Annotated in this window: 14 protein-coding genes and 1 pseudogene; 7 read left to right on the forward strand and 8 right to left on the reverse strand. The window is 56.9% G+C overall.

Going from position 1 to position 14,950, the window contains the following annotated elements:
* Position 1 precedes the first annotated feature (1 nt).
* The 4 genes and pseudogenes from CKV99_RS06445 to gatC all read right to left on the reverse strand — a co-directional run.
* Positions 2–1,030: pseudogene (locus tag CKV99_RS06445) on the reverse strand (DUF1611 domain-containing protein); the annotation flags it as partial.
* Positions 1,031–1,033: 3 nt separating this feature from the next.
* Positions 1,034–1,183 (reverse strand): hypothetical protein, encoded by a 150-nt coding sequence (locus CKV99_RS14740; protein WP_231910203.1) that lies wholly within the window; start codon positions 1,181–1,183, stop codon positions 1,034–1,036.
* 185 nt (positions 1,184–1,368) lie between these two features.
* The gene (gene gatA / locus CKV99_RS06450; protein WP_092257200.1) at positions 1,369–2,853 is read right to left on the reverse strand and encodes an Asp-tRNA(Asn)/Glu-tRNA(Gln) amidotransferase subunit GatA; all 1,485 of its coding nucleotides are present in this window, start codon (positions 2,851–2,853) and stop codon (positions 1,369–1,371) included.
* 2 nt (positions 2,854–2,855) lie between these two features.
* On the reverse strand, positions 2,856–3,155 hold the full coding sequence (gene gatC / locus CKV99_RS06455) for an Asp-tRNA(Asn)/Glu-tRNA(Gln) amidotransferase subunit GatC (protein ID WP_092257196.1): 300 nt from the start codon (positions 3,153–3,155) through the stop codon (positions 2,856–2,858).
* A 99-nt stretch (positions 3,156–3,254) separates the two neighbouring features.
* Here gatC and CKV99_RS06460 point away from each other — a divergent pair, with 99 nt between their 5' ends.
* A complete protein-coding gene (locus CKV99_RS06460; RefSeq protein ID WP_092257192.1) occupies positions 3,255–3,929 on the forward strand; it encodes an ACT domain-containing protein in 675 nt (224 codons plus the stop codon).
* Here CKV99_RS06460 and ligA read toward each other — a convergent pair.
* Complete coding sequence (gene ligA / locus CKV99_RS06465; protein WP_092257189.1) at positions 3,912–5,945, reverse strand: NAD-dependent DNA ligase LigA; 2,034 nt, start codon at positions 5,943–5,945, stop codon at positions 3,912–3,914. The two genes, CKV99_RS06460 and ligA, sit on opposite strands and share 18 nt — an antisense overlap.
* 29 nt (positions 5,946–5,974) lie before the next feature.
* Between ligA and CKV99_RS06470 the strand changes: the two genes are divergently transcribed.
* Positions 5,975–6,649 carry a 3'-5' exonuclease gene (locus CKV99_RS06470; protein ID WP_092257186.1) on the forward strand — a complete coding sequence of 225 codons (675 nt, stop codon included), beginning with the start codon at positions 5,975–5,977 and terminating at the stop codon, positions 6,647–6,649.
* Between the two features lie 6 nt (positions 6,650–6,655).
* Here the strand turns inward: CKV99_RS06470 and CKV99_RS06475 are convergent, their stop codons facing one another.
* Together CKV99_RS06475 and mnmA are read right to left on the reverse strand one after the other, a co-directional pair.
* Positions 6,656–7,540: a uroporphyrinogen decarboxylase/cobalamine-independent methonine synthase family protein gene (locus CKV99_RS06475; protein WP_092257183.1), complete on the reverse strand. Its 885-nt coding sequence runs from the start codon at positions 7,538–7,540 to the stop codon at positions 6,656–6,658.
* Between the two features lie 32 nt (positions 7,541–7,572).
* Entirely contained in the window at positions 7,573–8,652 is a 1,080-nt protein-coding gene (gene mnmA / locus CKV99_RS06480) for a tRNA 2-thiouridine(34) synthase MnmA (RefSeq protein ID WP_092257387.1), read from the reverse strand.
* A 25-nt stretch (positions 8,653–8,677) separates the two neighbouring features.
* Here mnmA and CKV99_RS06485 point away from each other — a divergent pair, with 25 nt between their 5' ends.
* The 5 genes from CKV99_RS06485 (at position 8,678) to CKV99_RS06505 (ending at position 13,831) form a co-directional block, all read left to right on the forward strand.
* Positions 8,678–9,511, forward strand: coding sequence for a spermidine synthase (locus tag CKV99_RS06485; RefSeq protein WP_092257179.1), 834 nt, complete (start codon positions 8,678–8,680; stop codon positions 9,509–9,511).
* Positions 9,512–9,692: 181 nt separating this feature from the next.
* A complete protein-coding gene (locus CKV99_RS06490; RefSeq protein WP_092257176.1) occupies positions 9,693–10,607 on the forward strand; it encodes a PIG-L deacetylase family protein in 915 nt (304 codons plus the stop codon).
* Between the two features lie 9 nt (positions 10,608–10,616).
* A complete protein-coding gene (locus CKV99_RS06495; RefSeq protein WP_092257173.1) occupies positions 10,617–11,432 on the forward strand; it encodes an ATP-grasp domain-containing protein in 816 nt (271 codons plus the stop codon).
* Between the two features lie 3 nt (positions 11,433–11,435).
* Positions 11,436–12,737: a glycosyltransferase gene (locus tag CKV99_RS06500; protein ID WP_092257169.1), complete on the forward strand. Its 1,302-nt coding sequence runs from the start codon at positions 11,436–11,438 to the stop codon at positions 12,735–12,737.
* 14 nt (positions 12,738–12,751) lie between these two features.
* Positions 12,752–13,831 carry a hypothetical protein gene (locus CKV99_RS06505; protein WP_092257166.1) on the forward strand — a complete coding sequence of 360 codons (1,080 nt, stop codon included), beginning with the start codon at positions 12,752–12,754 and terminating at the stop codon, positions 13,829–13,831.
* A 21-nt stretch (positions 13,832–13,852) separates the two neighbouring features.
* Here CKV99_RS06505 and CKV99_RS06510 read toward each other — a convergent pair whose 3' ends face one another.
* Entirely contained in the window at positions 13,853–14,902 is a 1,050-nt protein-coding gene (locus CKV99_RS06510) for a glycoside hydrolase family 25 protein (RefSeq protein WP_092257384.1), read from the reverse strand.
* Positions 14,903–14,950 lie beyond the last annotated feature (48 nt).

Genomic DNA, 14,950 nt, shown 5'->3' on the forward strand with positions numbered 1-14,950 from the left:
CTTAGACACGGGACAGTAGCTTAGCAGCTACTTTCTTGTCAGTCAGTTCAAAAGTGCCGATAACAGGCACATTTAGGTCCTTTAAAACGTCAGCAGCTTCCTTCGTTGCCAGCGGTGAGGCCGTCATGACGCCTGCCGCGCACGCCACCTTTAAGCCGGCCTCTTGCAGGGTTTGAACGCCTGCACGTGCTCCCAGAGCATCAACTGCGGAGAAAACTACTTGGTCCACAATATCCTTGAACAAGTCGTCGCGCAGCAGACGCGCGGTCTCAGTCTGGTACACGCCGTCGGCGATCTCAACGATCACCACGTCGCAGCCCTTATCCTTAGCCAAGACCTCAATCATATTAACGGTCAGATCACGGATCTTCTCGAAGTCCATTTTAAAGGTGGTGCCGTAGCCGAAATCGGTGAAGTCGATTACTTCCTTCGCGCCGGCATCGTGGTAAATCATGCGGTCATTTCCAGCGCCGGTACCGGTGATCTTGCCGGCGCCGACCTTCTTGCCAGCTTTAGTCAGACCATTAGCCAGGCATGCCATGGTAGTGGACTTACCGGAGTTCATAGAAGTACCCAACACGGCGATGACCTCTGGCAAGCCCTCAGGCTTAGAATCACGGGCCTCGTTGGCATATGGTGCGGTTTCTATAATGTTCACCACACCCTCATCGGTTGCCAGCAGGCCCAGAGGCTCAATCAGAGTTGGGTCATCCATCTGTTCGTGGGACTCGGTGACCACGCCGGCGATTCCACCAGCAGCAACCAGGTGGCAGTAGTCGAGATTTTCTGGAACGTGTGCGAGGAACTGATCTGCAGCGTAACGGTTGCCGTAGGCGAGCAGAACCAGGTTACTGTCGAACAGGATTGCCTTCCGGGACTGCTCGGTTTCCACACGCTTGTGGTTGTGGATTCCCACGATGCGGGCCAGGACCACGTCGCCTGCCTTAGGGGTGACGTCTGCACCTGCGATGAGATGGTAGGCGTCGGGGTTCTCGTGGTACGGCTCGGTGATAAAGCGACAGGTATAAGAGTTCTAGATGTGCTGAGGTGGCAATGGTTCGATTCGACGCTCACCCTGCGACGCCTGAGCAGGACCACTTGGCAGGTTCTGTTCATTAAGAGCCTCGTTGAGGGCAGCTGTCTGTCGCTGAAGAACTCCGGCTTTGACCAATTGTGCAGTCATATGGCATTCCTTTCAAAAGCTTTCTGATCAATTCCCAAACTTATTGGAATGGTATGAACGCCTAATGAAACAAGCATGAAAGCCTCTTCATGGAAGTGACTAAAGATGGGTAAAAAATGCTCCGACTGATCCCCTTGGGAGATCAATCGGAGCTTTCTCGACGGGACTACCGCCTGAGTTGATGGCTATTTGTGAGCAGCCTCATAGGCAGCGCCCACCCGGTACAGACGATCGTCCTGGAACGCGGGCGCCATCAACTGCAGGCCAACCGGCAACTTGGTGTCGTTGGCAACCCCAACCGGCAGGCTCATTCCTGGCAGACCCGCCAGGTTCAAAGGTAGCGTGTACAGGTCGAAGTTGTACATGGCCAATGGATCATCAACCTTCTCCCCCAGCTTGAACGCCGTAGTTGGAGTGGTTGGTGCGGCGATAATGTCAACCTGCTCGAACGCCTTGGCAAAATCATTCGCTATGAGCTGGCGGACACGCTGCGCCTGCAGGTAGTAGGCATCGTAGTAGCCCACCGATAAAGCATAGGTGCCCAGCATGATGCGGCGCTTGACCTCAGCACCGAAACCTGCAGCGCGCGACAGGGCCATCACGTCATTGGCAGAGTTCGAGCCGTCATCACCAACACGCAGACCATAGCGCATGCCGTCGAAACGCGACATGTTCGACGACACCTCGGACATCTGGATGATGTAGTACGCGCCCATCACGTCGTCGAAGTGTGGGCAATCCACCCACACAAGTTCTGCACCTTGCTTTTCTAGTTCCTGGAAAGCATTGACCACGGCCTCGCGGACCGAGGCCTGGTTACCTTCGCGGTCGAACTGGCGCACCATACCAATCTTCATTCCGCTCAAGTCACCTGAGGCACCCTCACGTGCTGCCTGCACCACGGGTGCGATCGGCTTGTCCACGCTGGTTGCATCGAAGGGGTCTACACCTGCCATGACTTCATGCAGCAATGCGGCATCCAGCACTGTGCGTGCCGACGGCCCACCCTGGTCAAGCGAGGACGCTGCTGCAATCATGCCGTAGCGCGATACCGTGCCGTAGGTGGGCTTCACACCAACAGTGCCGGTCAAGGCTGCTGGCTGGCGAATCGAACCACCGGTATCGGTGCCAATTCCTAGCGGTGCTTGGCCCGACGCTACTGCTGCTGCCGTACCGCCTCCGGAACCACCCGGAGTGCATTCGGTGTCATGGGGGTTACGCGTGATCTGGAAGGCAGACAGCTCGTTGGACGAACCCATGGCAAATTCGTCAAGGTTCGTCTTGCCGAGGATGGGCAGCCCTGCCTCGCGCAGCTTAGCCACCACGGTGGCGTCGTATGGCGACATGTAGCCCTCGAGCATTTTCGAGGCAGCCGTGGTCGGCGCATCGGTAGTGACAAAGAGGTCCTTCACTGCCACTGGAACACCAGCCAGCGGGGAGGCGAGCTCTTCGCCTGCCTTGATCTGCTCATCGACTTTGTCGGCTGCTGCCAACGCCTCTTCCGCACCGACGTGCAGGAACGCGCCCAGGTGGTCATCAGTCTCTGCGATGCGGTCGAGGTGAGCCTGCGTCGCTTCGCGGGAGGTCACGTCTCCGGAGTGGATTTTCTGCGCTAACTCGGCGGCTGTCAGGCTGGTCAGACCAGATGTTGGAACGGTGTAGTCAGTCATGATTATTCAGCCTCTCCCAAGATCTGTGGAACAACAAAGCGGTCATCTTCAACCTCAGGTGCCTGGTCTAAAGCCTGCTGCTGGGTCAAGGTCTTCACGAACACATCCTCGCGCATGGGTGCTTTGATGGCGTGTGGGTGGCTCATCGGCTCTACACCGCTGGTGTCCACCTGGGCCACCTTGGACATTGCTTCCATGATTTGATCCAGCTGATCAGCGTAGGTATCGAGCTCCTCGTCCGTCAGTGCGAGACGAGCAAGGCTGGCGAGGCGGTCAATATCCTCGCGGGAGATGTCAGACACGTGAATATCCTTCTTTGCACTTTGCTTCCGTTAACCGATCCTATGATACGGCACGAAAGTTAATCTCCCTTCGTTGGGAGCACTGGTAGATTGGCGGGCATGTCTTACCTGATCCGCGTGAAGCTCCCCGACGAGCCCGGTAGTCTGGGCGATTTAGCCCAAGCCTTCGGGGTGTTGGGGGCAAACATCAAGTCTGTCGATGTCGTTCAGACGCTTGACGACGATGGGTCGGTGCTCGATGACATCGTGGTCACTCTCCCCAAGGATGTGATGGCTGATGAACTCATCACCGCTGCCACGGAAGTGGAAGGCGCAGACGTCGACTCCATCCGCCCGTTTACTGGACGCGTTGACCGCAGAGGCCAGATCAAAATGTTGGCCCGTGTGGCAGCCTGCGCGCATAATATCCCTGCGGCGATGGAAGAGTTGGTCACCGTCATGCCTCAAGCAATGACGTCTTCTTGGGCCATCGTGTTGGAGGAGACGGACAAGGGAGTAAGGCGGGTCGCAGCGTCTCAAGCAGCACCTGCCGACGATGGCTCCTCCCCCGCGCTGGCCCACGTCAGCAGCGCCCGCATCCTCGATGCCGAGCACGAAGACTGGATTCCGCAACCCTGGGGGCTACTCGATTCCGCCCTAGCCGCGACCCCACTTGCGCACACCACCATGATCCTTGTCATGGGCAGGATTGGTGGGCCCCACTACCTAGCCTCCGAAGTCTCCCATATCGGTGATCTCGGATTGATCGTGGGAGCGCTACTGCGCGGCACCTAATTCAGCCGGACCCGATTCAAGAAGCACCTGGAACCCAGCCTCGTCGAGAATCGGAACGCCCAATTCGCGGGCCTTGTCCTCTTTGGAACCGGCGTTCTTACCAACGACGACATAATCTGTCTTCTTGGATACGGAGCCAGCTGCTTTCCCTCCGCGTCTAAGGATCGCTTCCTTGGCTGAGTCACGCGTGAAATTCTCCAGCGTGCCAGTGACAACCACAGTCACCCCTGCCAAGGTTTGCTCCTCCCGGTCAGAGGTATCTGCCTCCATGGTCACGCCGGCCTCAGCCCATGCATCCACGATCTGGCGATGCCAGTCCACGGTGAACCACTCTTTAAAGGCTTCCGCGATGATCGCTCCCACCCCGTCAGTCTCCGCAAGATCCTCCACGGGCGCGTCGATAAGCGCCTGCATTGACTGGTAGCGGTTGGCTAAAGCCCGCGCGGCGGTAGGCCCGACGTGACGGATACTCAAAGCGACAATCACGCGCCACAAGTCAACCTCGCGTGCGGTGACTAAATTGTCCAGCAGTTTTTTGCCTGTGGCGTTCAGCTTTCCGGCTTTCGTGGTGTACTGCGTGGTTTTCAGCAGGTCCTCCTCGGTTAGTGAGAACAAGCCTCCTTCGTCGACAAGCACGCCCGAGCGAATCAGATCCTCAGCACCCTTCTCTCCAAGCGCCTCAATATCGAATGCGCCTCGCCCAGCGATATATTCAAGCCTGCTGGCCAGCTGCGCGGGGCACGAGCGGCTATTCGGGCAGCGCCAATCGACGTCGCCTTCCTTTTGCGGTGCTAAACGGGTGCCACACGACGGGCACAGGGTGGGGAAAATGAATTCACGCTCTGTTCCATCGCGCAGGTCTGCCACTGGCCCCAGCACTTCGGGGATGATCTCACCGGCTTTACGCACTACTACAGTGTCCCCGATCAGCACACCCTTGCGCTTGACCTCTTCTCGGTTGTGCAGCGTGGCCATTGACACCGTGGAGCCTGACACGAACACCGGTTCCATCACCGCAAACGGTGTAATACGCCCGGTCCGGCCCACACCGACCTGGATGTCAAGCAACTTTGTTGTGACTTCCTCGGGCGGGTACTTGTAGGCAATCGCCCACCGCGGGGCGCGCGAGGTCGAACCGAGCCCACGCTGCTGCGAGATCGAATCGACCTTAACTACCACGCCGTCCATCTCGTGGATTGCGTCGTGGCGGTGCTCCGCCCAATAATCAACTGCTTTTTGAACGTCTTTTGCTGTCTTTGCCTGGCGGGTGTATTCGCTGACAGGAAGCCCCCACGATTTCAATGCCTCATAGGCCTCATGCTGGGTCACTGGCTCGAAGCCTTCGCGGGCGCCGATGCCGTGGCAAATCATCCGCAGTTTGCGTTTTTTCACATCTTCTGGATTTTTCTGGCGCAATCCCCCTGCTGCGGTGTTTCGCGGATTGGCAAACGGTTTGCCGCCTTCTTCGATGCGCTGGGCGTTGAGGTCTGGGAAGTCTTCTGGGCGAATAAACACCTCACCGCGCACCTCAACCAGAGGTGGGAAGTCTCCTTTCAGCGTGTGCGGAATGTCCTTGATCACTCGTGCGTTGGCGGTAATATCTTCACCTGTGGTGCCGTCACCACGGGTGGCAGCCCGTTCCAGCTGGCCGTTGCGGTACACCAGATTGATCGACAGCCCATCAATCTTAAGTTCAGTCAGATACGGGCCAGGAGTACGTTCGAGCCACTCTGCCAACTCCTCACTGCTGAACACGTTGTCCAGGCTCATCATGCGTTCGAGGTGTTCAACATCTGCAAATGGGCCTGAAACAGGCGCGCCGACTTGCTTCGTCGGAGAGTCTGGTACCGCTAGTTCTGGGTGCGCTTCCTCCAGTTTCTCAAGTTGGGAGTACAGCTGGTCAAACTCAGCATCCGAGATGACGGGGTGCCCCTTGTAATAAAGCTCACGGTGGCGGCGGACTTCCTCGGCGAGGTCTTCCCATTGACGGCGTAGTTCCACAAATTGTTCGGTCACAGCGACCAAGTCTAGCTAGAGTAGAAGCCATGCCCACGTTTAACGCCTCCCGTATGCTGTCTTTCGACTTAGAGACCACGTCGGCGAACCCGCGTGAAGCGCGTATTGTTACCTCGGCGATCGTGAAGATCGACGGCGCCACGGTGGAAGCCAACGAAGAACTTGCTGACCCAGGTGTGGAAATCCCTGAGGAAGCCGCCAAGATTCATGGTATTTCCACCGAGAAAGCACGTGCCGACGGACGCCCACACGATGACGTTCTTGCCGAGACAGTCGCTGCAATTAAGCGTGGCTGGGACGAGGGGCTCACACTGGTCGTGTTCAACGCGCCGTATGACTTATCCGTATTGCGCCAACTCACTGGTGATTTCACGGTGACCGGCCCAGTGTATGACCCGTACCTGATCGACCGCGCGAAAGATCGTTACCGCAAGGGCAAGCGCAATCTCTCTGCTTTGTCGGAGTTTTACGGCATCGAGCTAGGCACTGCGCACGAAGCTACGGCGGACTCCCTAGCGGCTGCGCGGATCGCGTGGAAACAAGTAAATAAAGTGTGGCCTGAGCTGTCTCACATGGGCACTGAGGAACTCATGGAATTCCAGGCAGTGAAATATTATGAGCTCCAGACTGACCTGCGCAAATATCTCGAATCACGGGGCCGTGACGCCTCCGACGTCTCCCTGTCCTGGCCCATGTTCAATTAAACGGGTTTAGCTCAAGAAATCCCGCTGCAGGATCTCATCGCACTCGCGAGCTTTCGCGTAGTTGTGCGCAGTGGCCTGCAGGGTGTCCGCGGCCTCGGCATAGACGTCGAGCTTCGTGAGCGTCGGGTCGATATTGAGCTTATCGACGATTTCGCCTACCTTCTTTGGTTCCTGCGCAGCGATAGCGAACGTGTGTCCCTGCTCGAGTGCGAAACCTGCTGCGTCTAACAATGCAGAGGTGGTTAAGGAAGCTAAATTCACAGTGATCCACGGCGCGCGGAAAAGCGGTGCCGTTGTGTGCAACAGATGCGGCCCAAAGAGTGCGAGCCGGGCCAGGATATCGTCGTCACGCACTGCCCCTATCGTGTCAAAGTCCGTTGTACCGGGCACTTGCCCGATACGGATGTCGTTCAACCGGGGCTCGTCGAGCTGCAAGACCACGTCTGCATCGAAGCGTCGTGCGACCTTACTAACATGCTGTTGAGCGGCCTCTAGGAGTGCATCGGTGAGGTCGTTGAGCGCACCGTGGTCTGATAGCATTCTGTGGCCGTTGGCCATCTCGATCTCGGCGCTGAGTGTCCATGGGCCTACAAGCTGGACCTTGATGGAGGTGAGTTTTCCCGCCCAGAGTTCTTCCAACACATCGAGGTCTCGTTCCATCTGGTCAGCAGCGCGCCGCGTGAGGATTTGCGGACGAGGGGTGACTCTCCATGACCGCGGGCCTTTGTCGAAGTAGATGGGCAGTAGTGCAGCTGTGCGCCCGATCAGGTCCGAGCCGAGACCACGGCCTGGCAATTGCGGAAGGTGTGGAAGTGGTGTCTCCGACAGTGCTACATCCGCGGCGTGTTCCAGATTTGTACCGGGCATCGCTCCGAGACCAAAAGCTGTCATGGGGCAGATTTTAACACTGGAGGATCGGCTGGTTAGTCGGTGTGGCAGATCGTGCCGGAGCCCAGCACAATGTCTCCCAGGCCATCGGGATCAGGTAAGTACAATACAGCGGCTTGGCCCCTGGCAACTCCTGAGAGCGGTTCTTTGAGGTCGAGCACCATGGTGTCCTCGTCGACACGCGCCCAGCATGGCACTACTGAACCATGGGCGCGGATCTGCACGTTCGCCTCAAACTCCCCTTTCATATCTGGGTGCAGCACTTTCAGGCGATCGGCGGTGATGTGGTTGACCTGTAGTGCAGACCGGGGGCCAACTGTGACGGTACCTGTTGCAGCATCGACATCAGTCACGTAGCGGGGCTTTCCGTCAGCCGCTGGTATCTTAATGTCCAAACCGCGGCGCTGGCCGATGGTGTACTGAAATGCGCCATCGTGTTGTTTCAGCTCGGTCCCATCCTGGTCCACCACCATGCCGGGCCGCATGCCAATCGAGCGGCCTAAGAAGGCCTGGGTGTTGCCGTCTGGGATGAAGCAGATGTCGTAGGAGTCCGGCTTGGAGGCGGTAGCGAAACCATAACGCTTCGCCTCTTCGCGGATCTCGGGCTTTTCCGTATCGCCGATGGGAAACAAGCAGTGATCAAGCTCGTCTCGTGTCATGACGCCCAAAACATAGGACTGGTCTTTATTCGGGTCGACAGAACGGCGTAGGTTTCCTGCATCGTCGACGATGGCGTAGTGGCCCGTCGCCACGGCGTCGAAGCCGAGGGTGCGGGCGCGTTCTAGTAGTGCAGAAAACTTGATTTTTTCGTTGCACCGCAAGCACGGATTAGGCGTCTCACCAGCAGCGTAGGACTCAATAAAGTTATCGATGACCTCAAGTTTGAATTTGTCGGAGAAGTCCCACACATAAAATGGTATTCCTAGGTGATCGCAGACTCGGCGGGCATCAGCTGAATCTTCTAAAGAACAGCACCCGCGGGCAGAGTCGCGCGTTTGCTGGGCATCCTGAGACAGCGCCATGTGCACACCAACCACATCATGGCCTGCGTCCACGAGGCGGGCGGCCGCCACTGAGGAATCGACACCGCCGGACATAGCTACGAGAACACGCATGTCAGGCAGTGTACCCTGTATGTCCATGGCCAGAAAACAGCAGGAAAACCACTCCTACGAGATAGATACCGGCATCGCCGAGGTCGTCGAGGAACCGGACGGGTCGGTCACTCTTTTGGTCAACGGGGTACCCTCCTCCAATAATGTTGCCGGCGCTCCGGAACGCCTGGAGTTCGAATACATGCGGTGGATTGTGGCAGCTGTCGAAGAGTTCGCTCCCGCAGAGCTCAAGCGGCCCCGTCTGACTCATCTCGGCGGCGCTGGATGCTCCTTAGCACGCTATTTCGCACACGTTTGGCCAACATCACGCAATACGGTAGTTGAGATCGATATGGAATTAGCCCAGCTCGTAAGGCAGATATTTGATATTCCCAAGTCCCCTTCCGTTAAGATTCGCGTCGGCGACGCCCGTGAGGAAACCACTAACTTCTACCCGTCGAGCAGGGATGTCATCATCCGCGATGTCTTCGCGGGCGCGTCCACGCCCCGCAACCTCACGACAGTTGAATTCTTCTCTGCGGCCAGGGCATCGCTTGCCGACGACGGCCTCTACGTTGCCAACTGTGGCTCTCACGCAGATCTTATTAACGCCAAGGACGAGCTCGCGGGAATGTGCGAAGTGTTCCCTGACGTGGCTGTTATCGCTGATCCGCCCATGCTGAAAGGGCGCCGTTACGGCAATATCATCCTGCTGGGTGCCAATCGGCGCCTAGTCGATGATGGAGCGTTGACTCGGCGGCTTTTGCAGGGCGCCGTTCCCGCTCATTTTAAGGATGCTGCGTGGGCAACTGCGCTTGCGCGGAAAGGTACTGCGCGACATGATACGCGACATGATGCGCAGCTTTTTGGAACTTGTTGAGATGAAACAAGCTTTCACGCATATTATTTCTGAGCTTTGATTTCTTACTTTCGTCAGAACCTTAGATTAATCTTAGATGAAAATATCTTCACTTTCCCCCTTTTTGTCCTTGTTAACCCCATTGAACTGCCATAACATCGAAAATTATTAGAAGAGATGTTCATTTGCAAAGGGCAAGAAGATGATATCAATTGTTTTAGGGTCATTAGTTTTGGTGATCTCTGTCGTAGCACTGGCGGTTTTATTACGCCCACAGAGTCGGAGAGACTTCAAACGTTCCTTCCGTCACCCAAGCCAGCTACTCGGTTTCGTCGCGTTTGGTTTTGTGGTCACCGGCCTCCTAGCCTGCATCCACCTTGTTACTGACAACGGTTGGCTGCTGCTTGCATCGGTGGCAACACTCTTACTCACGTTCATTGCCTGCCTGATCATCAGCCATAACTACCGCATCCCCGAGCGTGAACCCAATCGCCACACCAGCATTCTCGTTGTCGCAGCACATCCCGATGATTTAGAGATTGCGTGTGGATCTACCATCGCGAAATTGGTCGACACCGGACATGACGTACACGGCATCATCATGTCCGATGGCGCGGACGGCGGTGATGCGTCGTTACGCCCGGATGAAGCCCGCGACGGCGCAACCTTCCTCGGATTGAACTCGCTGAAAGTCATGCACATGACTGACCGCGCGCTAGACACGCACATGAATGACATGATTGCTGTGATTGAAGAAGCCATCGTCCAGCACAATCCGGACATGATCTTCACCCATTCCCAGCATGAAGTCCATCAGGACCACCTGGCAGTCCACCAGGCAGTCATGCGCGCTGGCCGCAACCACCACTCCATCCTCTGCTTCGAGTCGCCCTCTGTCACTGCCGATTTCAAACCGACCGTTTTCATCGACGTGACTGATTACGTAGACGTCAAGGCAGAAGCTATCGCGGCCCATGCCAACCAATCTGGCAAGCCTTATATGACTCGTGAGATCACCGATTCCATCACCACGTTCCGTGGGCGCCAGGCACGTGTACGTCGTGCCGAAGGATTTGAACCGATGCGCCTGAACCTGAACGACCCGATGTCCCTCTAAGAAAGTATTGTGTTGACTACCTTCCTCATTACCGGAGTCGGCGGACCAGCCGGCTCGTCGTTAAGCACTCAACTTCAAGAACGTGGACACACCGTCGTGGGCGTGGACATGCTTGAGATTGCTGGGGCCCTCCAAGGCCCTCGCGCAGACTCCCCTGACCTAATCCCATTTCTCCGCACCGCAATCGCCGAACATGACGTGGATATCTTCATCCCCACGGTGCAAGACGAACTTCCCTTCGTCGCTGCTGCCGCCCCGTTGCTGCCGTGCACCGTAGTGCTATCAGATCCACTCGCCATCGGTCTCGCACACGACAAATGGTTTACCGCCCAGTATTGCTCCGACAACGGACTTGCAGTTCCGGCAACCGTGACCGGCAGCAACGAGTTCAGCGAGTTCCCTCACGTGGTTAAACCTCGTGTAGCACGCGGTGGACGCGGCGTTGTCGTCATTGATACGCCGGAGGATGATTCGAGCGAGCGTAACGACGCGCTGATCCGGCAGTCTTTCGCCTCGGGCGACGAGTACTGTCCACAGTTGTTCATCGGCCGCGACGGCGATGTGCTCTGCGTCAACTTGCGTAAGACGAAGCTCCGCGACGGCCGTGTGGGCAACGCGGACGGGGTTGAACGTGCAGACCACGCAGGAGTCGAAACGCTAGCGAAGCAGGTTGCACAGCTTTTCAACCTGCGTGGCCCTGTCGATATGGATATTCGTCTGACCAACGAGGGCACCCCCGTGCTATTGGAAATCAATGCACGCTTCGGCGCTAATTCGGCTCACGCCCCAGAAATTCTGGATGCGCTGCTGGCGGAGGTGGGCTAGACCATGATGGCCTTCTACATCTTCACGATGGGCTTGCTACTATTCCGGCTACTGTTCGTGCCTTTCGGTTTGGTTCATGAGTTCTTGGCGCGTCGCCGTCAGACACGTGGCAATCTCGGTGTGCTTCCTACCGCCCCTACCGTCTCGGTGGTTGTGCCCGCCCACAACGAAGAAACGGTCCTGGAAGCATGCGTCATGTCGATCTTGGGTTCAGGCTACGAGAACATGGAGATTGTGATCGTCGACGACGGTTCGACAGACCGCACCCGTGAAATTGGTGAAGCACTGGCTGCTCAGCGTGACAAGGTCCGCTACATCTACCAGGACAACGCCGGCAAAGGTGCGGCACTCAATCATGGGTACCGCGAATCCACAGGCGAATTCCTCATGTTCATCGACGCAGACAGCGTTTTTACCCCACAGACTGTTCCGGAAATGCTGAAGGCTTTCCATAGCGCAAATATTGGCGCTGTGTGTGGCGATGACCGCCCGTCTAACCTCGACCGCGTGCTCACTCGCTTCTTGGCGCTGATTACTCACGTGGGTACCGGTTTGGTGCGTCGCGCATTCGACGTCTTGCGCGTGGTGCCCGTCATCTCCGGCAATTGCGGCACTTTCCGACGCTCCTGCCTTGACGAAGTAGCTCTCGCTGACCCAGGCCGTCCCCTGCGCGAAGATACGATTGGTGAGGATCTCGAGTTGACGTGGAAGATTCATCGCACTGACTGGCGCATCGCATTCGCACCCCACGCTTTGGTGTATGCTGAATCCCCATCGACGGTGAAAGCACTGTTCAAGCAGCGTGTGCGCTGGGCGCGTGGTTTGCTGCAGAGCCTGCGATACCACTGGAAGTGTATGTTTACTCTCAAGTACGGTTCTTTCGGGCCCTACCTGTGGTTTGCAGTGGCCACTATGATCGTGCTGCCCATCACGCAGATCGTGCTCATGGGCTGGGCTATTTGGGACCTTCAAAACGTGACTTGGGCGACGTCGGCACGCGAATTCTGGGCCGGCACTTGGGGCGTACTCTTGGCCTCCGGCTTGGTTCTCTCCGTGATCCTGCTGGTCATCGCTATGGCAATGTCGAACTCCTTGAAAGATCTGCGTCACGCTTGGGCGCTGCCCATCTGGCCTTTTTACTCGATACTGATGTCGTTTACGATGGTACGGGCTCTCCACCTCGAGATCGCTCATGCAGAGCAGGTGTGGAACAAACCGGAACGTACTGGTGTGATCTCGCGCTCTGATACTACCCAGCTGGAATCTCCCCCGGCTATCAACGGCTCCACCACCATCGCAGTCTAAGAAAGTAATTCTCCTTGAAACCCATTCCAATAATTCTGCTTTCCACCCTGGTTTCTGTCTGTACTGGCCTTGCTGCTTGTACTCAGTCCACACCACAACCGGAAGCAAAAGACTTGGGGCCTACGGGTAGACCTCTCACATTAGGCATCGGGTGGGAATCTGTTAAAGATGACACCGTCAATTGGGACGAGGTACGCGAGCGGCTCGATTCCACCGGCGCGAATCAAATCACCGTCGGGGTGGGTCGCTCAGATTTCATCGGCTTTCCCGCCGCCGGCCAAGAAGACTATTGGGCTGCCGGGGTTAATGAGGACGAGGACCTTGTTCAGGATGTCGTTGACACGCTTACACGTGGCAGCGACCGTGAGGTTACGCTCACCATCGATGTCATGGCGCCCACTATCGTCGAAACCAATCCGGACTACGTCGGCGCATTCGCAGACGGCTCCGCCTCAGAAGACTTCCCCTCCGCCACAGCGCTCTACCGGGGCTCGGTTGGTGACCGGATAGAGAGCATGTGCGAAGCAGTCGACGAGCGCTACAACCCTGATGCGATTGCGCTGACTGAGCTCATCGGTGACACCTTCTTCTCGCCTGCCGATGAAGAACTATTCGCCGAAATGACCGATGAAGATGAATTTCCGCGCCATGAAAACGGCAGTGTGAACACAGCGGATGACACCGTGAACGACTGGCAGTCTCAGATCATTACCAGCGTTATCGATCGCTGTCAGAGCGCTTCGGGTAACCAGGTGGTGATGGACACTCGCGTGAACTGGGAGGCGCCCGGCGAGAACCGTTTTGATTCTGGCCATCGTTATGACGACATTCTGGCCACCGGCGCAGATTTAACTCTTTGGGTTTACACCAGCCTGTCGGACGAAGAGCCAGAGACCGCGGGTGCGGTTGCTGAGGGCTTACAGGAGCGTTTCGACGACTCCGAATTAGAGCGCATCACCCTCTCGTTGGGCCTGTGGGGAGATCTCACCCCAGATCAGCTGGAAACGGCGTTGGAGCAGACGCAAGATTTTCAAACCTCGGTCACTCCACTCTCTCTGATGACAGATGAGCACTGGGCTGTCCTCAAACTATGACAGTCGTGAAAGTTTGAGGCCCTAACGCGCTGCTTTATTGGCGTTATCCAAAAGGATCAACAGGTCTCCCACCGTGTAATCTCCGACCACCATGTTTTCCAAGTCTTCGACTGGTAGCTGACCCGTTTCAACCTGGTGTGCCACAGTGCCTGCAATATTGGATGCATCTTCCGCATCGAAGCCAATGGACTGTGCGGCCTCCTGCAACGCAGGTGCTGCTGCTACGCCCAGGCCGACTGCAAGGATCGCAGCGACTAGTGCAGTGTTATCTTGGCCAAGAACAGCCAGAGACGAAGATTCAGGTGCTTGCAGAAATTCCAAGACACCGCCAGGCGAAGCGAGGTTACCGGCGGCAAACGCGCCGAGCTGGCCTTCACTGCCGTTGAAAAGATTCATATCTACTGGCGTATCGATACCGGCAACGCGACCATTATCCGAGCGCTGCCAGAACGAGATTGTGCTCCAGCCTCCTACGGGTGCGGGCGCGTGGTTCTGGTAAGCGGCGAGCCACAGTGGGTACTCCGAGAATTCAGAGGTGTTGGCCATGGCATCATGCCAGAAATAACGGTAGGTGTAAATCATTGGCGTCTTGCCGGTCAGTGCCTTCAGCTCTTTCAGGAAGGTGCGGGTCCAGTCTTGCAGCTGGACTGGGCTTAAGCCTTCTGAAACCTCGATATCCAGGACTGGGGGCAGGCTGGTTGCAGGAGCCTGTGCCATCACTGTGGCGAAGTGCGCTGCCTGAATGTGCGGGTCGGTTGCTGGGCGCGCATAGTGGTACGCGCCGGTCAGCAGGCCGGCGTTGTTCGCCGCTTCTACATCTTGAGCGTAGAACTCGTTGGTGAAGCCGTAACCTTCTGTAGCTTTTATGAATGCGTAACGCTGGCCGTCTGCTGCTACGGAACTCCATTCAATCGCGTTGCCACCGGGGTGTTGGTGGCCTGCGACGTCAACACCGGATGGTGCAAGCGGGTTGGTAAATGCGTTAGCGTGTGGTGAAAAAGGGACAGCGAGCAAAGCACAGGCCATCGCGATTGCGGCGATGACAGAATTCATCTTCAGAGAAAGGCGCATAGTCATAACTCTAAACCAGTTATGTCACATCTGCCACATGCGAAACAC

This window comes from Corynebacterium cystitidis (genome assembly GCF_900187295.1).
GTDB classification, from domain to species: domain Bacteria; phylum Actinomycetota; class Actinomycetes; order Mycobacteriales; family Mycobacteriaceae; genus Corynebacterium; species Corynebacterium cystitidis.

Coding starts and splice junctions, on each gene's coding strand:
- CKV99_RS14740 (WP_231910203.1), bottom strand. CDS start 1,183: ATGACTGCACAATTGGTCAAAGCCGGAGTTCTTCAGCGACAGACAGCT.
- gatA (WP_092257200.1), bottom strand. CDS start 2,853: ATGACTGACTACACCGTTCCAACATCTGGTCTGACCAGCCTGACAGCC.
- CKV99_RS06460 (WP_092257192.1), top strand. CDS start 3,255: ATGTCTTACCTGATCCGCGTGAAGCTCCCCGACGAGCCCGGTAGTCTG.
- CKV99_RS06470 (WP_092257186.1), top strand. CDS start 5,975: ATGCCCACGTTTAACGCCTCCCGTATGCTGTCTTTCGACTTAGAGACC.
- CKV99_RS06475 (WP_092257183.1), bottom strand. CDS start 7,540: ATGACAGCTTTTGGTCTCGGAGCGATGCCCGGTACAAATCTGGAACAC.
- mnmA (WP_092257387.1), bottom strand. CDS start 8,652: ATGCGTGTTCTCGTAGCTATGTCCGGCGGTGTCGATTCCTCAGTGGCG.
- CKV99_RS06485 (WP_092257179.1), top strand. CDS start 8,678: ATGGCCAGAAAACAGCAGGAAAACCACTCCTACGAGATAGATACCGGC.
- CKV99_RS06490 (WP_092257176.1), top strand. CDS start 9,693: ATGATATCAATTGTTTTAGGGTCATTAGTTTTGGTGATCTCTGTCGTA.
- CKV99_RS06500 (WP_092257169.1), top strand. CDS start 11,436: ATGATGGCCTTCTACATCTTCACGATGGGCTTGCTACTATTCCGGCTA.
- CKV99_RS06510 (WP_092257384.1), bottom strand. CDS start 14,902: ATGCGCCTTTCTCTGAAGATGAATTCTGTCATCGCCGCAATCGCGATG.